General features: G+C 60.1%; 21 protein-coding genes. 20 read left to right on the top strand and 1 reads right to left on the bottom strand.

Annotated features, from left to right (window positions below; genetic code table 11):
• Positions 1 to 35: 35 nt before the first annotated feature.
• The 8 genes from Q7T10_RS11480 (at position 36) to Q7T10_RS11515 (ending at position 7,558) form a co-directional block, all read left to right on the top strand.
• Positions 36 to 1,199, top strand: coding sequence for a BMP family ABC transporter substrate-binding protein (locus Q7T10_RS11480; protein WP_304748298.1), 1,164 nt, complete (start codon positions 36 to 38; stop codon positions 1,197 to 1,199).
• A gap of 393 nt (positions 1,200 to 1,592) precedes the next feature.
• Entirely contained in the window at positions 1,593 to 1,958 is a 366-nt protein-coding gene (locus tag Q7T10_RS11485; protein ID WP_304748300.1) for a DUF542 domain-containing protein, read from the top strand.
• Positions 1,936 to 3,423: a cytochrome c oxidase accessory protein CcoG gene (ccoG, locus tag Q7T10_RS11490; protein WP_304748302.1), complete on the top strand. Its 1,488-nt coding sequence runs from the start codon at positions 1,936 to 1,938 to the stop codon at positions 3,421 to 3,423. Before Q7T10_RS11485 ends, ccoG begins: the two co-directional genes overlap by 23 nt.
• A gap of 110 nt (positions 3,424 to 3,533) precedes the next feature.
• Positions 3,534 to 3,749: a DUF3079 domain-containing protein gene (locus Q7T10_RS11495; protein WP_304748303.1), complete on the top strand. Its 216-nt coding sequence runs from the start codon at positions 3,534 to 3,536 to the stop codon at positions 3,747 to 3,749.
• 184 nt (positions 3,750 to 3,933) lie between these two features.
• Positions 3,934 to 4,677: a 16S rRNA pseudouridine(516) synthase gene (locus tag Q7T10_RS11500; protein WP_304748304.1), complete on the top strand. Its 744-nt coding sequence runs from the start codon at positions 3,934 to 3,936 to the stop codon at positions 4,675 to 4,677.
• A 145-nt stretch (positions 4,678 to 4,822) separates the two neighbouring features.
• Complete coding sequence (locus Q7T10_RS11505; protein WP_370653760.1) at positions 4,823 to 5,773, top strand: YncE family protein; 951 nt, start codon at positions 4,823 to 4,825, stop codon at positions 5,771 to 5,773.
• A 7-nt stretch (positions 5,774 to 5,780) separates the two neighbouring features.
• Positions 5,781 to 6,572 (top strand): polysaccharide deacetylase family protein, encoded by a 792-nt coding sequence (locus Q7T10_RS11510; protein ID WP_304748305.1) that lies wholly within the window; start codon positions 5,781 to 5,783, stop codon positions 6,570 to 6,572.
• Positions 6,573 to 6,601: 29 nt separating this feature from the next.
• A complete protein-coding gene (locus Q7T10_RS11515) occupies positions 6,602 to 7,558 on the top strand; it encodes a sterol desaturase family protein (protein WP_304748307.1) in 957 nt (318 codons plus the stop codon).
• Here Q7T10_RS11515 and Q7T10_RS11520 read toward each other — a convergent pair.
• On the bottom strand, positions 7,533 to 8,567 hold the full coding sequence (locus Q7T10_RS11520; protein WP_304748308.1) for an AraC family transcriptional regulator: 1,035 nt from the start codon (positions 8,565 to 8,567) through the stop codon (positions 7,533 to 7,535). The genes Q7T10_RS11515 and Q7T10_RS11520 overlap by 26 nt on opposite strands.
• Before the next feature lie 82 nt (positions 8,568 to 8,649).
• Here Q7T10_RS11520 and Q7T10_RS11525 point away from each other — a divergent pair, with 82 nt between their 5' ends.
• The 12 genes from Q7T10_RS11525 (at position 8,650) to Q7T10_RS11580 (ending at position 24,574) form a co-directional block, all read left to right on the top strand.
• Positions 8,650 to 9,573 (top strand): bile acid:sodium symporter family protein, encoded by a 924-nt coding sequence (locus Q7T10_RS11525; protein ID WP_304748310.1) that lies wholly within the window; start codon positions 8,650 to 8,652, stop codon positions 9,571 to 9,573.
• Positions 9,570 to 10,538, top strand: a complete 969-nt coding sequence (locus Q7T10_RS11530; protein WP_304748312.1) for an SDR family oxidoreductase — start codon at positions 9,570 to 9,572, stop codon at positions 10,536 to 10,538. Before Q7T10_RS11525 ends, Q7T10_RS11530 begins: the two co-directional genes overlap by 4 nt.
• Before the next feature lie 40 nt (positions 10,539 to 10,578).
• Positions 10,579 to 12,360 (top strand): hypothetical protein, encoded by a 1,782-nt coding sequence (locus Q7T10_RS11535; protein WP_304748314.1) that lies wholly within the window; start codon positions 10,579 to 10,581, stop codon positions 12,358 to 12,360.
• On the top strand, positions 12,357 to 13,607 hold the full coding sequence (locus Q7T10_RS11540) for an MFS transporter (protein ID WP_304748316.1): 1,251 nt from the start codon (positions 12,357 to 12,359) through the stop codon (positions 13,605 to 13,607). Before Q7T10_RS11535 ends, Q7T10_RS11540 begins: the two co-directional genes overlap by 4 nt.
• Entirely contained in the window at positions 13,591 to 14,490 is a 900-nt protein-coding gene (locus Q7T10_RS11545) for an EI24 domain-containing protein (RefSeq protein WP_304748318.1), read from the top strand. Before Q7T10_RS11540 ends, Q7T10_RS11545 begins: the two co-directional genes overlap by 17 nt.
• Complete coding sequence (locus tag Q7T10_RS11550) at positions 14,456 to 15,397, top strand: molybdopterin-binding protein (protein ID WP_304748319.1); 942 nt, start codon at positions 14,456 to 14,458, stop codon at positions 15,395 to 15,397. Before Q7T10_RS11545 ends, Q7T10_RS11550 begins: the two co-directional genes overlap by 35 nt.
• Before the next feature lie 211 nt (positions 15,398 to 15,608).
• On the top strand, positions 15,609 to 17,024 hold the full coding sequence (gene glnA, locus Q7T10_RS11555) for a type I glutamate--ammonia ligase (protein WP_304748321.1): 1,416 nt from the start codon (positions 15,609 to 15,611) through the stop codon (positions 17,022 to 17,024).
• Between the two features lie 162 nt (positions 17,025 to 17,186).
• A complete protein-coding gene (locus Q7T10_RS11560; protein ID WP_304748323.1) occupies positions 17,187 to 17,702 on the top strand; it encodes a hypothetical protein in 516 nt (171 codons plus the stop codon).
• Complete coding sequence (glnL, locus tag Q7T10_RS11565) at positions 17,699 to 18,796, top strand: nitrogen regulation protein NR(II) (protein WP_304748457.1); 1,098 nt, start codon at positions 17,699 to 17,701, stop codon at positions 18,794 to 18,796. Before Q7T10_RS11560 ends, glnL begins: the two co-directional genes overlap by 4 nt.
• A gap of 25 nt (positions 18,797 to 18,821) precedes the next feature.
• Positions 18,822 to 20,336, top strand: coding sequence for a nitrogen regulation protein NR(I) (gene ntrC, locus Q7T10_RS11570; RefSeq protein WP_304748324.1), 1,515 nt, complete (start codon positions 18,822 to 18,824; stop codon positions 20,334 to 20,336).
• Positions 20,337 to 20,465: 129 nt separating this feature from the next.
• Entirely contained in the window at positions 20,466 to 20,930 is a 465-nt protein-coding gene (locus Q7T10_RS11575; RefSeq protein ID WP_304748326.1) for a hypothetical protein, read from the top strand.
• Between the two features lie 122 nt (positions 20,931 to 21,052).
• Positions 21,053 to 24,574: an EAL domain-containing protein gene (locus Q7T10_RS11580; RefSeq protein WP_304748328.1), complete on the top strand. Its 3,522-nt coding sequence runs from the start codon at positions 21,053 to 21,055 to the stop codon at positions 24,572 to 24,574.
• Position 24,575: the final 1 nt, after the last annotated feature.

Genomic DNA, 24,575 nt, shown 5'->3' on the forward strand with positions numbered 1-24,575 from the left:
CAACCCTGTCACCACCCCACAAAGAAGGAATTGACATGACCGATCTGCAAAAACTCTCGCTGAAGATTGCAGCACTTACCGCCGTGGCCTCCGCCGCGCTGGTCGGGTGCGGCAAGAAGGAAGAACCGGCGCCCGCTCCGGCACCTGCGCCAGTGGCGTCCGCACCAGCCCCGGCGCCCAAGCCCGAGCCATTGAAGATAGCGTTTGCCTACGTGGGCCCGGTGGGCGACGGTGGCTGGACCTTCGCGCACGACAACGGCCGCAAGGCGCTGGAGAAAGAATTCGGCGACAAGATCAAGACGTCGTTTGTCGAGAACGTGCCCGAGTCCGCCGATGCGGAACGCGTCATCCGCGACCTGGCCACGGAAGGAAAGAACAAGCTGATTTTCGGCACCACGTTTGGCTACATGGAGCCCATGCTCAAGGTGGCCGCGGACATCAAGGATGTGAAGTTTGAACACGCCACCGGCTACAAGACGGCCGAGAACATGCGCACCTATGACAGCCGCACTTACGAAGGTGCCTACATGGCGGGCGTGATTGCCGGCAAGATGACCACGACCAATACCCTGGGTGTTGTCGGTTCCATTCCAATCCCCGAGGTCATCCGCAACATCAACGCCTTCACGCTGGGCGCCCAGTCCAGCAACCCCAAGGTCAAGACCAAGGTGGTGTGGGTGAATGGCTGGTTTGACCCACCGAAGGAAACCGAAGCGGCGACCTCGCTGATCAATGGTGGCGCTGACGTGTTGTTCCAGAACACCGATTCGCCCGCCGTGCTCAAGACCGCCGAGGCCAAGGGCAAGCGCGCGTTCGGTTGGGATTCCGACATGACGGCCTACGGCCCGAAAGCCCATTTGGCCTCTGCCGTGATCAACTGGGGTCCGTACTACATCAAGGCCACCCAGGAAGCGCTGGACGGCAAGTGGACCGGCGGCACCAATGCCTGGTGGGGTGTGAAGGAAGGCGCGATCGACATCGTGTCCATTGCCGAGGACGTGCCAGCCGAGACCAAGGCCAAAGTGGAAGAGGTCAAGAAGGGTCTGGCAGATGGCAGTTTTGTCATCTGGAAAGGTCCGATCACCGACAACACCGGCAAGGTGCAGGTGGCCAAGGATGCCACGGCCGACGACAAGTTTCTGGGCGGCCTGAACTTCTTCGTCAAGGGCGTTGAAGGCAAGGTACCTGGCGCCAAGTAAGCGCTTGCGCTGTGGCAGGGGAGCCGCCTTCGGGCGGCTTTTTGTTTTGTGCGCGGGGTAGACGTCGCGCCCAACATGTACCCCACCACCACCACCACCACCGACCGCAAGCGGTCGGTCACCAACACATAGACACAAATATCATCACCGCATGGCCGGACACAGCAAGATAGGCGAGGGCGAGGTGTCATGGCTATCCGCGATCTCGGCGATCGTGTCTGGCTGTGTGCGGTCCTGGCTCACAGCGCATTGCCCGAATACACGCAGCGCGTAGTCAGTCCATTGGGTCAGGCGCATGGGTGGGGAGATGGTTCAATCAAAGATTCATACGCCATGAATCTTATCGGATAAAATAACATTCATATTCCATCCATCTTTGAAGAATGGCCCACCTTGAATGCACGACTACTGACCGCTGAAGCAAGAGCCAAAGTTCTTGGCGTCGACCAGACCATCGGTGAGATCGCTGCCCAGTGTCCTGGTGCTACAGCGGTATTCGGGCGACTTGAGCTTGATTTTTGCTGTGGCGGTCAAGTCAGCCTGAAGCCGGCAGCGTCCGGCCAAGGCCTGGACGCGAGCGCAGTGCTGGCTGAGGTGTTGGCCTTGCAGCAAGGGAACAGTCTGCCTGAAGGCGCCTGCAACACCGGGCGCGCGCTATCTGCGGGCGTTGCTCAATTTCATGACGACGTGATCAACCACATCCATCTGGAGAACAACGTGTTGTTTTCGCAGTTTGATGATACGCAGGCTCACATATAGAGCGCCAGTTGTGAAAAAGCCTTCAACTTCCAGAATCATTCCAATCCGGCCGGTGTCCGTTGGCACAAGTGCAAATGATGGGCTTTCGCTGTACGAAGCGCAGGTCAAACTCTATCCACGTTCGGTTGGTGGGTGGTATGCACGGTGGCGCTGGATCATGGTTTGGGTCACGCAATTGGTTTTTTACGGACTGCCGTGGTTGCAGTGGAATGGCCGGCAGGCGATTCTCTTTGATCTCTCAGACCGCAGGTTTTTTATCTTTGGGTTGGTGCTGCATCCTCAGGACCTGATCTATCTGGCGGGCCTGTTGATGATTGCGGCCCTGGCCCTGTTTTTCTTTACCGCCGTGGCGGGCCGGCTCTGGTGCGGGTACGCCTGCCCGCAAACTGTTTATACGGAGATTTTTCTGTGGCTTGAACGTCAGGCTGAAGGTGATCGCCAAGCCCGTATGCGCCTCGATGGCGCCTCCTGGAATCTGGAAAAGATTGCCCGCAAGGGTGCCAAGCAAGCCTTGTGGATCGGACTGAGTTTGATCACCGGGTTAACCTTTGTGGGCTATTTCACCCCGATTCGGGCCTTGATAGGCGAGGTCGCCTTGCTGTCATTCTCTCCCTGGGAATGGTTCTGGGTGCTTTTCTACGCGTTTGCAACTTATGGCAACGCCGGGTACATGAGAGAGCAGATCTGCAAACACATGTGTCCCTACGCCCGCATTCAAAGCGCTTTGACCGACATGGATTCCATGGTCATTGCCTACGATGCAGACCGCGGTGAGTCCAGGGGCTCGCGCTCACGCACTGCCGATCCCAAGGTCCTTGGCCTTGGCGATTGCATTGATTGCACCTTGTGTGTCCAGGTGTGCCCCACCGGCATTGATATCCGGGATGGGCTTCAGAACGAATGCATTGGCTGTGCAGCATGCATTGATGTCTGCGACGAAGTGATGGGCAAAATGAACTACCCCGCTGGCTTGATCAGGTATTCGTCGGGCAATGGTATGGCCGAGAAGTTGACCCCCAGGCAGATGTTAAAACGGGTATGGCGACCGCGGGTGTGGCTCTACGGTGTGCTGCTTCTGGTGGCTGTTTCAGTCTTCGTCGCGGGCTTGTCATTGCGCAAGGGCTTCGCAGTCGATGTCATCAAGGACCGTGGCGTGATGGCACGGGAAATTGGCAATGGCGACATTGAAAACGTCTACCGTCTTCAAATCATGAATGGGACTGAGCACGCGCAAACCTACACGGCAAGTGTGAACGGCATGCCCGGGTTGACTCTGGTGACCCCGCCTGAGCTCACCGTGCCAGCCACAGGCATCGGATCATTGATGATTCGTCTGACCTTGACTCGTGATGCGGCACAGAGCTATCGTGGCAAAGCGAGCCCGATCATGTTCAGGGTTCAAACCGCAGAGGATGGCCAGGTTGATGTGACCGAAGAAAAATCCACTTTTGTTGTTCCGCGGTAGCTTGCGAAGCGTGCCATTGTGGAAGTCCCGACGAACATCGCGATCGCACACCAGCACCGGACCCCATCCGATCATGCAACTGCCTCGACAAGCGCAAAACGTCTCCCGAAATGACAAAAAGATTTCCCATTCACCCGGCAAATCCTGAGCGAATCTGTTGGGGGTGTGACAAATACTGTTCAATCGATTCGATGGCCTGCGCGAACGAGCGTTCGCCACACCCAGCGGAGCTGTTTGGAGAGGACTGGCTGGCGTGGGGCAACGAGCAACTGGCAGAGCCCAGTGAGCCGAAAAAACAGGCCTTGCCCGCAGAGACTAAAAGTTGACTATTGCAGTCAATGCAGATCTGCCCAGGGCGAATAGCTGTCGGTCACGAATATCGGCAAACGCTGGAAATCAAGGAATGGCGCTACAAAGTCTGTGCCAACAGCGCAGCAAAACCCTTGTGCGCCGGCACTGACGCCACGGATGGCGGGCCGGTCCCTGGCCTGGCTTTGCGATACTCGGGGCATGCAGTTACAAGACATTCTTTATTCCCAGGGTTTCGGCACCCGTCGCGTGTGTGCCGGCCTGATCCAACAGGGCCTGGTTCAGGTTTATGAGTCAAATGAGGCTCTAGCCCCCGTCGAATGTCGGGAGTCAGCTACTGAATTCGTAGCAGAAGGTTTGCGTTTTCGGGTCCAGGGCGTGGACTGGCCGTACCACGAGAAGGCCTACGTGATGTTGAACAAGCCCACCGCCACCGAGTGTTCCCAAAAACCCTCGACCCACCCCAGCATCTACACCCTGCTGCCATCGCCGCTGCGCCTGCGGCCGCAAAAGGGCGCAGTGCAGGGCGTGCAGGCGGTTGGGCGGCTCGATCAGGACACCACCGGGCTGTTGTTGTTGACGGATGATGGCAAGTTCATTCACCGCATGAGTTCGCCGCGCCACCATGTGCCCAAGGTCTATGAGGTGACTGTCAAGCATCCGCTGACTGAGATCCAGGTGCAAAAGCTGCTGGCCGGTGTGGTGCTGGACGATGATCCGAAGCCGGTTCGCGCGGCCGCCTGTGAGGCGGTGGACACCCATCATCTGCGGCTGACGCTGACCGAAGGCAAATACCACCAGGTCAAGCGGATGGTGGCGGCGGTCAGCAACCGGGTGGAAGGCTTGCACCGGTCCCAAATTGGTGGCTTGCGGCTGCCCGATGACCTGGCACCAGGTCAGTGGCGCTGGTTGAGCGAGGCGGATCTGGCCAGCATCTCTGCTTGACGTGCGTCAATTGCGGTCATGGCGGCGCCCGCCAGCTACACTTGACGCTTACTGAGAGTGAGTTTTTGTGCCCTATTTCCCCCGTTTTTACGTCCGTTTAGCCACCCGTCTGGCACCCCGTTTCTCCGCTGTTGGGGCCCTGTGTTTGATCATTCTTGCCCCATTTGCTGCCCAAGCCCAGCCCCAGGCCAACCCGATCTTCGTGTTGAATTCGCTGGAGGCCAGTGTCAGTGTGATTGACCCCACCAGCTGGAAAGAGACCCACCGCATTCCCACCGGCAAAGAGCCGCACCACCTGTACCTCACACCCGATGAGAAGTCCCTCATCATTGCCAATGCCCTGAGCGATTCCCTGTTGTTTGTCGACCCGAAAACAGCCGAGGTGCAGCGCACAGTGCGTGGCATTCTCGACCCTTACCAGCTGCGCTTTTCGCCGGACATGAAATGGTTTGTCACGGCTGGCAACCGGCTCAATCACGTGGACATTTACCACTGGGACGGCAGCAATCTGACGCTGGCCAAACGCATTGCCACCGGCAGGATTCCCAGCCACGTCTGGATCGACAGCAAAAGCAGCACGGTTTACGCCACCATGCAGGGTAGCGATGAGCTCGTCGCGATCGATCTCCCCACCCAGACCCTCAAGTGGCGCAGCAAGACCGGCACCATGCCAGCGGATGTCTTTGGCACGCCCGATGACAAGTTTCTGTTGATTGGCCTGACTGGCGGCGAAGGCGTCGAGGTCTATGACGTCAGCGGCAGCGAACCGAAGTTTGTCAAGCTGATCAAGACCGGCCTGGGCGCGCACGCTTTTCGCGGCGCCGGCGACAAGCGCCACGTGTTTGTCAGCAACCGGGTAGCCGACACCATCAGCAAGATCGATTACCAGACCATGACGGCGGTGGAGAGCTATCCCGCCCCCAGCGGGCCGGACTGCATGGACCTGTCAGCGGACGGGCACTACATCTATGTGGCGTCGCGCTGGGCGAAAAGGCTGACCGTGATCGACACCCGGACGCGCCAGGTGGTGCGTCAGGTCAAGGTCGGAAAATCCCCCCATGGCGTCTGGACACTGGACCATGCGGCCCGTCAGTAGGTCGCCCATGCTGTGGCGATTTGCTATTGTTTTGATAGCATGTTGCGCATATTCTGAGGGGGCTGGGGCCGCAAAAGCCTGTGATAACCCGTTGTACCTGACATTCGACACCGGCCACATGGACGTCGCCCCGTTAGTGGCGGAGGTGCTCCAGCGGCAGAACGTCAAGGTGACTTTCTTTGCGGCCAATGAGCGCACCAAGGTCGGCGATGGCAGCCTCGGCAATCACTGGGCACCCTGGTGGCAGGCGCGGGCCGCCGAAGGGCATGAATTTGCGTCTCACACCTATGACCACGTGTACTGGCGTGGTGACCTGCCCGGCGTTGCGCCGAGGTTTCGCATGCAGCCGTCGGCGGGTGCCTTTGAGGGACGCGAGTTCACCTGGGACGCGAAGAAGTACTGTGAGCAGATCGCCTATGCAAACGAACGCCTGCAGGACTTCACCGGGAAAAAACCCTTGCCCTTGTTTCGTGCACCGGGTGGCAAGACCTCGCCGCGGTTGCTGGCGGCAGCCAGGGCGTGCGGGTTTGAGCATGTCGGCTGGTCGGCGGCGGGATTTCTGGGCGATGAATTGCCCAGCGAGAAGTTCAGCAACGAAGCCCTGCTGAAAAAGGCGCTGCGTGACATCAGACGAGGCGACATCCTGCTGGCCCACCTGGGCATCTGGTCGCGCAAAGACCCGTGGGCGCCCGCTGTGCTGGAGCCGCTCATCATGGGCCTCAAAGACAAGGGCTTTTGCTTTGCCACCCTGCGTGACCATCCTGCCTACAGCGCCTGGGTGGCGTCTGCGGGCCAGTAGTCAGCGCAGCAGCCCGGGGCCGGTATCCGATGGAATTTCTTGGCAATGCTTTCTCCGATGCCCAGCAATGGCTGTTCGAGACCCTGATCCAGCCGGTGATGTTCGCACTGGGCCTGGCGGACTTGCTGGTCGACGGGTATGACGCCACCGGCTGGCTGCTGGTCGGCCTGATCCAGATGGCTGTCCTGGTCACGCTGATTGGACCGCTGCAGCGCTGGCGTCCTGTAGAAGCCGTGACGGACCATGCGGCGGTGCGCACCGACATGTTGTACACCGTCATCCACCGACTCGGGCTGTTTCGCGTCGTGCTGTTTTTTTCGCTGGACCCCCTGTTTGACCAATTGTTCGGTGCGCTGCGCGTGGCAGGCCTGGGCACCTTCCATCTGGATGCCGTGTGGCCCGGCGTGACCGACCAGGCCTTGGTCAGTCTGGTGATCTACTTGCTGGCCATTGATCTGCTGAACTACTGGATTCACCGGGGCCAGCACCAGTTCGGGTGGTGGTGGACGCTGCATTCGCTGCACCATTCGCAGCGCCAGATGACGATGTGGAGCGACAACCGCAATCACCTGCTGGATGACGTGATACGGGACGTCCTAGTGGTGGTGGTGGCGCAGCTCATCGGCATTGCGCCCAGCCAGTTTGTGGCCATCGTGGCATTGACCCAGCTCAGTGAAAACTTTCAGCATGCCAACGTGCGTATCTGGTTTGGCCGCTGGGGTGAACGCCTGTGGATCAGCCCGCGCTTTCACCGTCTGCACCACAGCGTCGGCATCGGACATGAATCGGCAGGGAAAAATACACTCGGTGGAAGCAACTTTGGCGTGCTGCTGCCGTGGTGGGACATGCTGTTTGGCACCGCCAATTTTGAGCTTCGCTTTGATCCCACCGGCGTGCGCGATCAGGGCGAGCAGGGCCGCGACTACGGCCGGGGCTTTTGGGCCCAGCAGTGGCTCGGGCTCAAACGTCTGGCGGGTCGCGCCTGAGGGCTTGGGGTCTGAAGTCAGACGGCCGCCGGCCGGTCCAGCGCTTGAAAGCCTGACGAAAATTGGCCGCATCGGAAAAGCCCAGCGATGCGGCCACATCCTCGGTGTTGAGTTTGGTGGTGGTGAGATAGTCGGTTGCCAGCCGGTGGCGTACGCCGTCCAGCAACTGCTGGTAGGACGTGCCTTCCAGCAGCAGTTTGCGGCGCAGGGTGCGTGAGCTCATGTCCAGACGCTGTGCCAGCCGTTCAATATCGGGAAACCGTCCCGGCTGCGCCAGCAGCATGGCGCAGATCTGGCTGGCTGTGCCGGCCGCGGGCTGCAGATCGTGCAGCAGGCGATCGCAGGTTTCGCGGATCAAGGCGGCGGGGATCGGGTGGCCCAGCGCGATCGGCTGTGCCAGCCATTTCGCATCAAACGAGATTTCGCTCAGAGGCGCGTCGAAGTGCACCGGGCAGCCCAGCAGGTTCTCGTACAAGGCCGCGTGGCATGGTGCGGGATAGGCGGCACGCACCTCGTTTGGGCGGATGCCGGCCCCCATCACATCGCGGTGCAGTGACAGCTGGGTGGCGAATTGAATCTCGCAGGATAGGCGGAACAATTCGCTGCATGCACCCAGCGCATGCAGGTCAGAAAATGACCAGCACAGGCTGGCGCCGGATTCCCGGACGGCGAGGCCCAGCAGCGGTGTCGCCAGCGCCCGGTAACGCAATGCAAAGTGGATCGCCTCGCGTGGCGTAGGGCAGGAGAGCAGGGCGTAGCCGTACAAACCAAAATGGTCTACCCGCAGACGCAGCCCGGCGCGCAGGGCAAACGCCGGATCGCGGGACAGCTGTGCACAGCGCTGCAGCACGGTCAGCAGCTGGCGGGCCGATACCCGAAAGCCGGGATCAGCCAGCTGGGCGGGGGCGATGCCCGTCGACGCGAGCGCATGGCTGGCGGGGATGCCCTCATCCCGCAGCGTCTCCACCAGGGCGGCAATCTTTTGCGGCAAGTCGACCGGGGTGTCCATGTTGATATGTCCGAATTTAACCTCCCTGCAGTATGGCGGATGTCTCACAATCGCCGCCATAACAAGCAGCAGGAGACTCGACATGCCGATCGATCAGGTACAACTCAACTTCAATCCGCAGGCCTTGCTGGCGCTGAACTTTGTTCTGGCATTCGTGATGTTCGGCGTGGCGCTGGACCTGAAGATATCGGATTTCAAAGCGGCCCTGAAAACCCCCAAGGCGCTGGTGATTGGCATGGTCAGCCATCACATCCTGTTTCCGGCGCTCACATTCCTGTTCATTCTGCTGGTCAAGCCGCACCCCTCGATTGGGCTGGGCATGCTGCTGGTGTCGTCCTGCCCGGCGGGTCATATCTCCAACTTCTTCACCCAGCGCGCGGGCGGCAACGCGGCCTTGTCCGTGTCCATCAGCACCCTGTCGACGCTGGGCGCGCTGGTGATGACACCGATCAATGTGTCGTTTTGGGGCAGCCTGGATCCTGGCATGAAAGCGATCCTGAAAGATTTTTCGCTGGACCCTTTACGCATGCTGGTCGAGGTGGCGATTCTGCTGGGGGTGCCCCTGTTTCTGGGCTTGTTGATCTCGCACCGCTGGCCAGCATTCGCAGCGCGCGCGCTGAAGCCCATGCGTATTTTTTCTCTGGGCGTGTTTGCCGTCTTTGTGACCGGGGCGCTGCTGGCAAACTGGCCGTTTTTCCTGCAATACGGCCAGTATGTTGTCGGCGTGGTGCTGCTTCACAATGCCGGCGCGCTGGCATTGGGTTACGGCTTTTCCAGGGCGGCCGGGCTGGCGGAGCGCGATTGCCGCGCGGTGTCGTTTGAGACCGGCATCCAGAACTCGGGGCTTGGCCTGGTGCTGATCTTCAACTTCTTCGGAGGTCTGGGCGGCATGGCCATCGTCACCGCCTGGTGGGGCGTCTGGCATATCTTTGCCGGCATGGCGCTCTCCACCTGGTGGATGAAGCGCGCACCGCTGAGTCCCAAAGTGCATGAGGTGAAGGCATGAGTAGCCCGTCCGTCCTGGTGACCGGTGCTGGTGGTTATCTGGGTCGTCAGGTGATAGCGGGCTTGGCCCGGCAGCGTGATGCCGGCACGATTGGCACCGTCGTCGCGCTGGACGTGAGGCCGGCGGATCCGGCCCAGCGCCTGCCCGGCGTGGTCTACGCCACCAGCGATATTCGTGAACCCGGGCTGGAGGTGCTGCTGCGTGCGCATGGCATCACCACCGTGGTCCATCTGGCCTCCATCGTCACGCCCGGCAAGCACAGTGACCGTTCGTTTGAATACAGTGTGGATGTTGGCGGCACGCAGCGCGTGCTTGATGCCTGTGTGGCGGCGTCCGTCGCACACCTGATTGTCTCAAGCAGCGGCGCCGCCTACGGCTATCACGCGGACAACGCCGCATGGTTGAGCGAGACCGATCCGATTCGCGGCAACCAGGTGTTTGCCTACTCGTGGCACAAGCGGCTGGTGGAAGAAATGCTGGACCAGGCCAGGGCCAATCACCCGGAACTCAAGCAGACGATTTTTCGCATTGGCACCATTCTGGGCGACTCGGTGCGCAATCAGATCACTGACCTGTTTGACAAGCCGCGGCTGATCGGCATTGCCGGATCTGACAGTCCGTTTGTTTTCATCTGGGATCAGGATGTGGTGGGGGCCATCTTGATGGCCGTAGATTCGGGCAAGGCCGGTATCTACAACGTGGCCGGCGATGGTGCACTCACCCTGCACGAGATTGCGAAGCGCATGGGCAAGCGCGTGCTGCCCCTGCCCGCGTCGCTGTTGCGCAGCGCCCTGTGGTTGTTGAAGAAGCTTGGTCTCACACAGTACGGCCCCGAACAGATTGATTTTTTGCGCTACCGCCCCGTGCTTGACAACCAGCGCCTGAAGAGCGAATTCGGCTACGTGCCGCGCATGAGCTCGGAACAGGTTTTTGATTTTTATCTCAACGCCAAAGCCAGGCGTTGACCGGCAAGCATTGGCGGGCATCCCACACGAGGATCAGAACATGAACGTTTTCAGGCGACCAATCATTGCGCTGCTGTTGGCGGGTGTTGCTTTTGGGGCGGGCGCCGTCACGATTACCGTTACTGGCGGCGGTGGCAAACCGGTTCCTACCGTGATGGTGACCCAGACCCTCGCCGAACCGGCGAAGGCCGACACCTCCGATAACGGCTATGCCGCTCCCGGCACGCCGCAGCGATCAGACGTGCAGGTGACTCGCTTCACCAATGAGCGCGGGCAGGTGGCGCTGCCAGAACGCGGCGCTGCGGTGAACTACCGATTGCGCAAGCCGGGCTTGCAGGATCAGCGCGTGACGGTGCCAGCGGGGGGGGCGCGGCTTGCCGTGGTGATGACGCCCGAGACGGACCCGATCAAGCTCAATGCCGCCAAGCCTGCCAATGCCTGGTTTGGGGCGCTGGATGTGGGTACCGTGGCCGAGAAGAAACACTTCGCGCTGCAGTGCGGTTTTTGCCATCAACAGGGGTCGGAACCTTTGCGCCGTGAGCGCTCCGAGGCCGAATGGAAGGACGCGATTGATCGCATGGTCCGATACGGTTCGCGCCTGTCCACGGATATGCAAAAGAGCTTGCCGGCCAGCCTGGAGGGCGGCTGGCGCGAACTGCGCCAGAATCCGGCCAAAGTGCCTGAGGCCACGCCCTGGGCGCCAACGCTCTCGGCCGCCACCATTCATGAATGGCCGCTGGGTGATGCGATGTCGCAACTGCATGACATGCTGCTGGCCAGCAACGGCCTGCTGTATCTGGCCGACAACATTCAGGATCGGATCTATGAGGTGCAACCCGCCACCGGTGCCTACACGGTTTACAAAATCCCCCATTTGCCGGGCGACGTGCCGGGCGGCTTGCTGGCGGCGCGGCTCAAAGCCTTTCCGCGCCATGACAGCACCTCCAATGCGCATTCACTGGCCGAGTCGCGGCGCGACGGCCACATCTTCATCACACCCTCGGCGCAACGCCGTCTGGTGGAGTTCAATCCGGACACCAAGGCGTTCACGTTGCACACCATGGATGCGGGTTTCTATCCGCACACCATCAGGGTGGACGCCCAGGATCGCGTCTGGTTCACGCTGGCCCTCTCCAACCAGATCGCGATGTTTGACCGCAGCGCGCAAAAATTCACGCTCTACGATCTGCCGGCGCGTGGTCTGCGTGAGCGCTTTATCACCCGCTACATCGGCGCCCTGTTCAAGCTCATGAGCTGGGGCTTGCCGTTTTCCAGCTGGTTGCCGATTGACGCCGAATCCACCGGCACGCCATTGCCGTATGGCATTGACATCACGCCCGATGGCATGGTCTGGTTCGCACGGCTGCACACGGATGAGATCGGCAACATCGACCCGGCCACCGGCAAGATCACCATGATTGCTACGCCCTTCAAGGGACCGCGCCGCCTGCGCACGGATGCGGATGGCAATCTGTGGATCGTCGCGTTTGCCGAGTCCAAGCTGGCGCGCTACACACCGTCGAGCGGCAAGTTTGATCTGTTCGACTTGCCGGTCCGGCCCAAGGGCAGCGACACACCCTATGCGCTCAATGTGGACAAAAAACGCCGCGTGGTCTGGGTCAACGGCAACCAGTCCGACATGTTGCATGCCTTGGATGTGGCGACGCAAACGTGGCACAGCTATCCTTTGCCGCACCGTGTCAGCTTCACGCGCGACATTGAGGTGGCCGCGGATGGCTCGGTGTACACGTCCAATGCCAATTTCCCGAGCTGGCACACCGAGAACGCCGAGCCAACCCTGATCCGCGTGACGCCACGGTGAGTATCGAATCGCCGCGCCCGGCCCCCTACCACCTGCGCTTGTTCTTTTTGTCGTGCCTGCTGTCGTTTGCCGGCGGGCATATGGTGAACTATTCGGTCATCATTTACGCGCAGGAGGTCTTGGGCTCTGACGTCCTGTCGGGCGTGGGTTTTGCCCTGTGCTTTGGGCCGCCCCTGGTGCTGGGCTGGTATGCCGGTGTGCTGTGCGACCGCATGGCGCCGGGCAGAATCATCCACGCGGCGCAGTGGCTGTTGCTCGCCGCGGCCAGCACGCTCGCACTGGGGCACTGGTTGGCAGATGGACCCGCATTGCGCACGGTATTTGTTCTGGGTGCGGCCTTTCTCGCGGGCGTGGGCTGGTCGTTCGTGGCCCCTGCCCGCATGACCGCATTGGCGCAAATTGTGACGCCCCAGCGGCTGCCGCGGGCCGCGTTGGTGTTGAATCTGCTGGTCATGATCGGTTTTGGGCTGGGGCCGCTGGGTATCTCGGTGCTGCGCACAGCCGGCGGGTGGCCGTTGGTGTTCGCGATGGCCGCCGCACTGTTTGTCGTGTCGTCCCTTCTGCTGCTGCCGGTGCCGACCATGGCCAGCCACAAGCCACACCGCCCGGTGCGCCAGGAAGTGGCGGAAGGACTGCGGGCCGTGCGTGCCTCGCCACTGCTGTCGCAACTGCTGCTGGCGGCGATGTTTGGCTACATGATGATGGGCCCGATGCAGGTGATGCTGCCCCGGTTCGCCCGTCAGGTACTGGCCCTGTCCGAACTTCACCGTGGTGCTTTTCTGGGCGCGCTGGCCCCGGCCCTGATGGCTGGCGGCGTATTGGCGATGCTGGTGGCCCGGCGCGTGGCCAACGGCCGCGCCATTCTGTCGGCAACCCTGGCCGCGGGGGTGTGTTTCGGCGCCATCGGCTTGACGCGCAGTCCTCTCGTGGCCACCACCCTCCTGGCGGCTGCCGGCATGGCGGGCGGCATGGCGATCAGCCTGATCGTGACTGGCATTCAGGGGCAAGTTCAGGTCAGCGTTCGCGGTCGGGTGCTGGCGATGTACACCATCATTTCGCAAGTCGTGCCTGCGCTGTCGGGCCTGGTGGCCGGCGCGCTGGTCTACGGCCTGGGCGCGGCCCATGCCATCGTGGCAGCGGGTGCGGCCATCGCCGTGCTGGCGCTGGCCAACATGAGGTGGATGGGCGCATTGCGGGGCTATCAAGGGGTAGCTGCGGCACAATCGCCCCATGAACCTGTTTCTTGATTCCTTCTGGCGGGCGCTGGCGTATTGCGTGCGCCCGCGCGTGATCGCCTTGTCGTTCCTGCCACTGGTGCTGCTGGTGGCGCTGGCGCTGGGATTGGGTTATTTCTATTGGGAAGGCGCTCTGGACTGGGTGCGCAGCACGCTGGAGGCGTCATCGGTCATCAACAATGTGTGGGCCTGGCTGGAGAGCGTCGGTGCGGGTAGCCTCAAGATGGTCCTTGCGCCCTTGATTGTGATTTTTGCGGTAACGCCGATTCTGGTGGTTCTGTCGCTGCTGACGGTGGCTGTCTTGATGACGCCGGCCTTGACGCTGCTGGTGGCCGAGCGGCGTTTTCCCGAACTGGAACGCAAGCGCGGTGGCTCCCTGATGTTCAGCTTGCTGTGGTCCCTGGGGTCGACCGTGCTGGCGCTGATCGCGATATTCATTTCAATTCCCCTGTGGCTGGTGCCTCCCCTGATTCTGGTGCTGCCACCGCTGATATGGGGTTGGCTTACCTACCGGGTCATGGCGTTTGACGCCCTGGCCGAGCATGCCAGCGCGCAGGAGCGGCGCGAGATCTTTCGCCGACATCGGGGGTGGTTGTTGGGCATGGGCGTTTTCTGCGGGTACCTGGGGGCGGCGCCCAGTCTGATATGGGCCTCCGGTGCCATGCTTGTCGTGATGGCACCCATCCTGGTGCCGCTGGCGATCTGGCTCTATACGCTGATATTTGCACTTTCGTCGCTGTGGTTTGCCCATTACTGCCTGGCCGCATTGCAGGCTCTGCGGGTCGAGAAAGCCCTGGCAGCAGCGTCCGTTGCGGCCCCTGCGCCTGCGCTGATCGATTTGGAGGCGCTAACATCGCCGGATGACACACCCTTCGGCTCCAACACCGCCCGTTAGCGCTGCCCCACGTTTCGGCCTGATCATCGTCGGCGATGAAATCCTGTCGGGCAAGCGCGCCGACAAGCACATGTCCAAAGTCATCGAATTGCTCAAGGCGCGTGGCCTGCAACTCGACTATGCCGACTACGTGGGCGACTCGCCCGAGCGCATTACGCCCACGCTGAAACGCGCCTTTGCGTCCGGCGACGTCGTGTTTTCCTGTGGCGGTATTGGCGCCACGCCGGACGACCATACCCGGCAGTGCGCAGCCAGTGCGCTGGGCCGCGATCTGGTGCTGCACCCCGAGGCCGAAGCCCTGATTCGCCAGCGCATGCAGGACCTGGCCTACGAGCAGGGCACAGTGTATGAGGCCGATCGGCCCGATAACATTCACCGGCTGAACATGGGTGTTTTTCCTGCAGGGGCGGACATCATCCCCAACCCGTTCAACAAGATTCCCGGTTTTTTCTGCACGGGGGAAGAACGAGTGGATGACGGGCAATTCTCCGCCGGGCCGCCCCAAGGAGAATTAATCCCCTCGGGGGGCAGCGACCCACACGAAGTGGGGAAGCGTGGGGGCGTATATTTTGTGCCGGGCTTTCCGGTGATGGCCTGGCCGATGATCGAATGGGTGCTTGACACGCATTACCGGCACCTGTTCCAGACATCGGCCTGGATCGAGAAATCCGTGATCGTGTTCGGTGCCATGGAGGCCGCGCTGACGCCGCTGATGGAAGATATTGAGCGCGACTACGCGGATGTCAAGGTCTTCAGCCTCCCCAGTGTGGATCACCCGGAATTCGGCCGCCACATTGAGTTGGGCGTCAAGGGTGCGCCCGATCTGGTCGCCCGGGCGTACCCGGCTCTTTTGGCCGGGCTTAAGATGTTCAATGTCAAACTAGGCCCTGAGTTGGTGCAAAAATAGGTGCATTGAGTTGGTGCAAAGAAGTGATGCACTGTTGTGGTGCGCATTTTTTGTTTGCGCCATGTCATGTTCCCGACGTGGTCGCCTAAACCGGCAGAAACTCAGGGCAAAATACACGGTTAGGCAGATTTGACCCGTCGCCGGTATTGGCATAAAAACTGCATTCACTGATACGTAGCTTTCTCAACAACGATTCAACCAGGAGTATTTGATGGCCAAGACCGTCGCAGACGTCATGAAAATGGTGAAAGAAAACGAAGTCAAGTTCGTTGACTTCCGCTTTACCGACACCCGTGGCAAGCAGCAGCACACCACCGTGCCCGTTTCCCATTTCGATGAAGACAAATTCAGTTCTGGCCACGCGTTTGACGGCTCGTCCATCGCTGGCTGGAAGGGCATTGAAGCATCCGACATGCTGCTCATGCCGGACCCCAACACGGCCAACATCGACCCGTTCTTCGAAGAAACCACCATCATCATGACTTGCGATGTGGTGGAGCCCAGCGACGGCAAAGCCTACGACCGCGACCCGCGTTCCATCGCCAAGCGTGCAGAAGCCTACCTCAAGGCTTCCGGCATGGGTGACACCGCCTTCTTCGGCCCGGAGCCGGAATTCTTCATCTTTGACGGTGTGCGCTGGAGTACTGAGCCCCACAACACGTTCTATGAGATCGATGAATACGAAGCACCCTGGAACACAGGTTCCAAGCTCGAAGGCGGCAACCGCGGCCACCGCCCCACTGTCAAGGGCGGCTACTTCCCGGTGCCTCCTGTGGACAGCACGCAAGACATGCGTGCCGAAATGTCGCTGATTCTCGAATCCGTCGGTATCCCGGTTGAAGTGTTCCACCACGAAGTGGCCGGCGCCGGTCAGAACGAGATTGGCACCCGCTTCAGCACACTGGTGGAGCGCGCCGACTGGACCATGCTGCAAAAGTATGTGATCCACAACGTCGCCAACGCCTATGGCAAGACCGCCACCTTCATGCCCAAGCCCTACCATGGCGACAACGGCAGCGGCATGCACGTGCACCAGTCGGTCTGGAAAGACGGCAAGAACCTGTTTGCCGGTGACGGCTATGCAGGTCTGTCGGACTTCGCGCTGTACTACATTGGCGGCATCATCAAGCACGCCCGCGCCCTGAACGCCATCACCAACCCCGGCACCAATAGCTACAAGCGTCTGGTGCCCCACTTCGAGGCGCCGGTGAAGCTGGCCTACTCGGCCAAGAATCGTTCTGCCTCGATTCGCATCCCGTTCGTGTCCAATCCCAAGGGCCGGCGTGTGGAAGCCCGCTTCCCCGATCCATTGATGAACCCCTATCTGGGCTTTGCCGCCCTGCTGATGGCGGGTCTGGACGGCGTGGAAAACAAGATCCACCCGGGCGACGCTGCCTCTAAGGATCTGTACCATCTGCCACCCGAGGAAGATGCCAAAGTGCCGACCGTGTGCCACAGCCTGGACCAGGCGCTGGACTGTCTCAATGCGGACCGCAGTTTCCTGACCAAGGGCGGCGTGTTCACCGACAGCATGCTCGATGCTTACATCGAACTCAAGATGCAGGAAGTCACCCGCTTCCGCATGTCGGTGCATCCGGTTGAGTACGACATGTACTTTTCGCTGTAATCGGACGACTTGCCTTCGCAGCAAGCTGTTACAGTTTGTCGCAAAAAAAGGACGGCATAAGCCGTCCTTTTTTGTTGCGGGAACGTTGAAATTTTTTTGGCGAGCGTGCATTTGACGCATACTGACCAACTTGTCCATGTTTTTTTGACACATGGAAAACGTATGAACCATGCTTTATTGATCCCGTTGCTCGCTGCTGTTTTCGCAGCGAACAGTTACTCCCAGGAACGCATCTACCGGTGCGGCAATGAGTACACCAACACGGCGCCCAACGCCCAGACGCGCGGTTGCAAGCTCATGGACGGCGGCAACGTGACTGTGGTGCAGGGCACCCGTCCGGCGGCGTCTGCACCAGCACGTCCGCCGGCAGCGTCGGCAGCGGCGCCCGGAGGTGGGCAGCGGGTGGATGCCGGCGACCAGAAGTCACGCGACTCGGATGCCCGCCGGATTCTGGAGACAGAGCTGAAGAAGGCGGAGGCACGCCAGGCTGAGTTGCTCAAGGAATACAACAACGGCGAACCGGAAAAAATCGGCGGTGAGGCGCGCAATTACCAGAAATACCTGGACCGGATTGCTGAATTGAAGGCCAGCCTGGCACGCAATGAAAGCGATATTGCAGGTATACGCCGTGAGTTGGGGCGCATCTCCCCAGCTTCGGCTGCACCTGCGGCAAAATAGACGGCTTGAACAAGTCCGTCCTCCCAACACCTGCCGCCTCGGCGGCTGTCCGATTTCAGTCTTTTGATCTACTGGCCACGCTGGTGGCGGTGGTGCGTAGCAATGGTGCAGTATTGTTTGCCAATGCCGCACTGGAAGATGCATTGGGCATTTCCCGCCGGACGATTGTCGGGTCACACTTTCCCGACAACTTCACCGAGCCGACCCATCTGCAAAATGCATTGCAGGGAGCTGGTGGCAACGAGTTTGCGGCCCTGCGCTATGACGCCTGGCTCACGCGTTTGAACCGCGATTCGTTGCCTGTGCATGTGATCGTGACGCAGACCGAAAAAGCGGATGAAATCATTGTGGAGTTGCTCCCGCTGGAGCAGCAGGCGCGCCAGGATCGGGAAGAGCGCCTGGCAGAGCAGGCCCAGGCCAACAAGGAACTGATCCGCAATCTGGCTCACGAAATCAAAAACCCGCTCGGGGGTATTCGCGGCGCAGCCCAGTTGCTGGAGATGGAGATGGAATCTCCTGAGCTAACGGAGTACACGCAGGTCATCATTCATGAGGCGGATCGCCTGCAAACTCTGGTGGATCGGCTGCTGGCGCCGCACCGGCGCCCGCATCTGGTCGGCGATGTCAATATTCATGAGGTGTGCGAACGTGTACGCTCGCTGATACTGGCCGAGTTTCCCAAGGGGCTGAAAGTGGTGCGCGACTATGACACCTCGATTCCGGAGTTCCGTGGCGACCGCGAGCAACTCATTCAGACGGTGTTGAACATTGCGCACAATGCCTGCCAGGCCCTGGCGGAACAAATCGCCGAGGGCGATGCGCGTCTGACTTTTCGCACCCGAATCGCGCGGCAAACAACTTTTGGCAAACAACGCTACCGGTTGGCACTGGAATTGCATGTCATCGATAACGGGCCTGGCGTACCAGACTCGATCAAGGACCGCATTTTCTATCCGCTGGTGTCCGGGCGGGAAGGGGGATCGGGGCTGGGGCTGACATTGGCGCAAACCTTTGTGCAGCAGCACCATGGCTTGATCGAGTGTGAGAGCGTGCCAGGCCATACGGACTTCAAGATATTGATTCCGCTCCCTTAACCCTTGACCTGAGGTGACAAAATTTATGAAGCCGATTTGGATCGTAGATGATGACCAGTCCATCCGCTTCGTACTGGAAAAGGCGTTGTTGCGTGAAAACCTGCCTACCCGAAGTTTCACCAATCCGCGCGATGTCCTGAACGCACTCAATGCCGCAAACGATGACAACGGGCCCCAGGTCCTCGTCAGTGATATCCGCATGCCAGGCGGCTCCGGCCTGGAACTGCTTGAAAAGGTCAAGGAAAAATACCCCGGCCTGCCGGTGATCATCATGACCGCCTATTCCGATCTGGACAGCGCGGTATCGGCGTTTCAGGGCGGTGCGTTTGAATACCTGCCCAAGCCGTTTGACTTGCCCAAGGCCGTGGAACTGATCCGCCGTGCGGTGGAAGAAAGCCAGCGCGAAGAAGTGGCTGAAGAGCGCATGGCCGAAACACCGGAGATGCTGGGTCAGGCGCCTGCCATGCAGGACGTGTTTCGCGCGATTGGCCGCTTGAGCCAAAGCAATGTCACTGTCATGATCACAGGTGAGTCCGGCTCGGGCAAAGAACTGGTGGCGCGCGCCTTGCACAAGCACTCAACACGTGCCAACGGCCCCTTTGTGGCAATCAACACCGCGGCCATTCCGAAGGACTTGCTTGAATCAGAGCTATTTGGTCACGAACGTGGTGCGTTCACGGGCGCGCAGACCATGCGCCGTGGCCGTTTTGAGCAGGCTGATGGGGGTACGCTGTTTCTGGACGAGATCGGCGATATGCCGTTTGACCTGCAAACCCGCTTGCTGCGGGTCTTGAGCGACGGCCATTTTTATCGTGTCGGCGGTCACAGCGCCGTCAAGACGAATGTGCGCGTGATTGCTGCCACACACCAGAATCTGGAACAGCGCGTCAAGGAGGGTGCGTTCCGTGAAGACTTGTTTCACCGGCTCAACGTCATTCGACTGCGTTTGCCGGCGCTGCGAGAGCGCAAGGAAGATGTGCCGATGCTGACTCGCCACTTTTTGCAGCAGAGTGCACTGCAACTCGGAGTGGAGCCCAAGCGGATTTCCGATGCAGCGCTGACATGGCTGGGTAACTTCAGTTTTCCCGGCAACGTCCGCCAGCTTGAAAACATTTGCCACTGGTTGACGGTGATGGCACCAGCGCAGGTAATCGAGCCCAAGGATTTGCCGCCCGAAGTGGGAGTGATCGCGGGGGATTCGGTCGCGCTTCCCACGCCGGCAACACCGGCCACGCCAGCCTTGCAGGAATCCTCGCCGGCGTCTGTGGCCGCTATCGTGGCGCAGGCCGATGCACCCACTGCCGCTCCCGTGTCGCCTATCAGTGGCGGCGGCTGGGAGCTGGGTCTGGAAGCAGACGCCATGGCCCTCCTGGCAACCGACCGGCATGACGTCTGGGACGAATTGACGCGCCGCTTTGAATCCAGGCTGATACTCGCCGCCTTGGCCGCCACCCGTGGTCGGCGCATCGAGGCTGCCCAAAAGCTTGGCATTGGTCGCAACACCATCACACGCAAGATCCAGGAACTGGGGCTTGAGTAAGTTTTTCGCCACGGCAGATTGAAGACCTCTTAAGGTTCACTTAAGATGCATTGAAGATACTCCTATTGCCATTTCGGCAACTTCACAACTCTAGGAGTACTTATGTCTGCTACCAATCGAATCTGGATAATGATCGCTGCCGCCGGCTTGGCGCTGGGGCTCGCTGCAACGGGCGTGGCCGCCGCGGAGAAAGACGCGCATAAGCACGGCGCCGATTCCGTCAAGCTGACGCTGGACAATGGTAAAAAATGGGCGACCGATGAGGCGCTGCGCAAGGGCATGGGCAATATCCGTACGGAAATGCAGGCGTCCCTGCACGAAATCCATGAAGGAAAACTCACTGCCGCCAAATACAACGAACTGGCGAAGAAGGTAGGGACGGAGGTAGGCGGTATCGTGGCCGAGTGCAAGCTCGAACCGAAGGCCGATGCGCAGCTGCACCTTGTCGTTGCGGAAATGCTTGAGGGGATCGAGGCAATGGAGGGCAAGTCGGCGAAGGTGAAGCGCCGGACTGGCGCGGTCAAGGTGCTGGCTGCGCTGGACAAGTACGGTGCCCACTTTGATCACCCGAACTGGCAGCCCATCAAGGAATAAAGCCGCCTCCAGCCCCATGCAAATCCCATGATGTTGGTAAGGGTAATCATGGGGTTATGCCATCGCCGATTGGCAGTATTGTCTGCAGTTTGGCGTTTCATCGCCGCGCCGCTCCCTGCCTGATGCTTGATTTTTTCCATCTTTTCATTTCTCCGCCCGACAGCAGCCTGCTCTACACCGGGCACTACGATCCCGTACTGGTCAGTCTTTCTGTCGCGGTAGCGATATTCGCGTCCTACGCCTCTCTTCTGGTGTCGCAGCAGGTGGCCAGTAGCACGGTGGTTGCGACCCGGCGTATGTGGATGGCTGTCGGGGGCCTGTGTCTGGGCCTGGGCATCTGGGCCATGCATTTCGTCGGTATGCTGGCTTTCAGTTTGCCCTGCACGAGCAGTTACAGCGCAGCCATTACTCTGCTGTCGATGATCCCCAGCGTTCTGGCTTGCACCCTGGCCTTGAAGATCATCAGCCGCCGTACCCTCTCCCGCATACAACTGGCCATGGGTGGTTTGTTGCTCGGCTTGGGCATTGGCGCCATGCATTACGCGGGCATGGCCGCCCTGCGGCTGGACGGTCTGCTCCGCTACGACCTCAGGCTGTTTGCGCTATCCATTGTCGTGGCCGTTGTCTTGGCAACACTCGCCATCTGGATCAAGTTTCGCCTGCAGTCCTGGGTCTCGCGCTGGAGCAACTGGGTGCCAATCATTAGCGCGACAGCCATGGGACTGGCGGTCTCCGGCATGCACTACACGGCCATGGCCGCTGCTTATTTCATTCGTGAGGGTGACAGCACCATTGTGGACGCCCAGGTTGGGGCGACATTTCTGGCTTCGGTCGTTTTGGCGGCGACCGGTGCGATCATTGTTGTGACGCTGGTGGCCACTTATTTCGCCAGACCCAATTTGTTATCACTTCGGCATTCCTACAAGGTCATTGGCTTGCTGATCATCGGTTGGAGTGTTGTTTCCTGGTTGACCGCCAATTATTACCATGACCATCGGGTCAGTAACTTGTACCCGCAGGAATTACAGCTGACCAGACACCAAGCGGAGGATGTTGCCGCGCAAATTGACGATGATCTGCAATTGCTCAAAGCGATTCCGCTGTTGCTCTCCCGTGATGCTGATGTCCGTCGGGTATTGCGCCGCTTTGGTACCGATGCCGTGCCCTCGACCCTGCCCTACGAAGCGCGCAAGCGGCAATGGACCGAGAACGCTGACATGGCCGAACTCAATCACTCCCTGAGGATCACGGCCACCCAACTCAAGGCTGATTTGATCGCGGTGTTCAATGCAGCCGGTGATGCGGTGGCCGTCAGCAACTTTGACCAACCCACCAGCTTTGTCGGTTCGAACTTCGGTGAGCGCGAGTATTTCCGGCAGGCCCGCGCCGGAAAGCCAGGGCAGCAATATGCCGTGGGCTGGACCAGCAAGCTGCCCGGTTTGTTCTACTCCCACCCGGTGTTCGACAACGGTCAGTTTGTGGGTGCCGTGATCGTCAAACGCAACATATCAAGTTTTTCTCAGAAAGTGAACCAGGCCAAAGCATTCATCACCGACGCCAATGGTGTCGTTGTCCTGGCGCCCGACAAGGCGCTTGAGTCCCGCACCCTGCCAGATGCCGCCGTTGGCCGACTGTCCGCCGAGCTGCGGCAGTTGCAATACGGACAGAGTGCATTTGAACCGCTAAGAATTACACCCTGGGGGGACAAACAGTTGCCTTTGGCGGTGCGCATCGGCGACAGCAATCAACCGGTGGTGCTGACTTCCGAAACTCTGGCGGATGGCATGATCACCCTTCATGTGCCCCGTCCGCTAGTTGAACTGGCGCGCATCAACACCGAAAGATACGGACTCTTTATTGTGCTTGCCGCCGCTGGGGGCATGTTGATCATCGCCGTTTCGGCGGTGGTGCTCTATCTGCGAGAGACACGCAAGGCGGCGGCCGACCTGCGCATCGCAGCGACGGCCTTCGAGTCCCAGGAAGCCATGATGATCACGGACGCCGACAGCGTGATTTTGCGGGTCAACCGGGCCTTTACCGACATCACCGGTTATTCAGCCGAAGAGGTCGTGGGGAAGACACCGAGTTTGCTCAAGTCGGGCCGTCATGATGCCGCTTTTTATACCGCCATGTGGGAAACTCTCCGTCGCACCGGCGCTTGGCAGGGCGAGGTCTGGGATCGACGTAAGAATGGCGAGGTGTACCCCAAATGGCTCACCATCACGGTGGTCAAAGGGCCCGAGGGCAAGATCACCCACTATGTGGGCATGCATACCGACAGCACCCAACGCAAGGCCGCCGAGAATGAAATCGAGCATCTGGCCTTTTACGACCCGCTCACCCGTCTGCCTAACCGGCGACTGTTGCTGGATCGTCTGCATCACGCGCTGGCAGCTTGTGCCCGCAGTGGACGCCAGGGCGCGCTGTTATTCATCGATCTGGACAATTTCAAGACCCTCAATGACACACGGGGTTATGACAAGGGTGATTTGTTGTTGCAGCAGGTGGCGCAGCGCCTGGGCGCCTGCATCCGGGAAGGCAATGTCGTGGCCCGCCTGGGAGGTGACGAATTCGTAGTGATGCTGGAAGACTTGAGCGAAGACTCAGAGGAGGCTGCTGCCCAGGCAAAAGCCGTGGGTGAAGAGATTCTCAGCACACTGCGCCAGCCATACCGACTCGTCGAGGAGACTCACCACAGCACCGCCAGCATTGGGATCACCTTGTTCGTCGACCATCGCGATTCGGTCGACGAACTCCTGAAGCGAGCCGACCTGGCCATGTACCAGGCCAAGGCTGCTGGCCGCAATACTTTGCGTTCCTTTAACCCAGTGATGCAGGTGGCGGTAACAGCCCGTGCAGCGCTGGAGTCGGACTTGCGCCAGGGCCTTGAACTCAAGCAGTTTTTCCTCCATTACCAGCCTCAGGTGAGCAGTGATGGCGACACGGTCGGGGCCGAAGCCTTGCTGCGCTGGCGCCATCCCGCCCGCGGCATGGTGTCGCCACTGGACTTCATTTCGCTGGCCGAAGAAACGGGGCTCATTTTGCCGCTCGGCCAGTGGGTGCTGGACAGCGCCTGTACCCAACTGGCGGCTTGGGCGGGCCATGTTCACACTGCCGACCTGGTGCTGGCCGTGAACGTGAGTGCACGCCAGTTCCGCCAGACCGACTTTGTTGCTGAAGTGCTGGGCGTGCTGGCACAGACCGGCGCCCGGGGTGATCGACTGAAGCTGGAGTTGACCGAGAGCGTTGTCGTGGAGAACGTGGGGGACATCATCGAGAAGATGGTCGCGCTGAAAGCCCATGGCGTGCGCTTTTCCATGGACGATTTTGGCACTGGCTACTCGTCGCTGTCCTACCTGCGGCGCTTGCCACTGGACCAACTCAAGATCGATCGGTCTTTTGTCAATGATGTGCTGACGGATCCCAATGACGCCGCCATTGCCAGGACCATCATCGCCCTGGGCCAAAGCCTGGGCCTGAACGTGATCGCCGAAGGGGTGGAGACCGAAGGTCAGCGTGAATTTCTGACCCGGGCTGGCTGCCTGCACTACCAGGGCTATCTGTACAGTAAGCCGCTAGAGGCACAGGATTTCAAAAAATATTTGGAGAAGAATCTGAATCTAGCCCCCGTGGATTATAGGTAGT

The sequence above is a fragment of the Rhodoferax sp. genome (assembly GCF_030646845.1).
Classification (GTDB): Bacteria; Pseudomonadota; Gammaproteobacteria; order Burkholderiales; family Burkholderiaceae_C; genus Rhodoferax.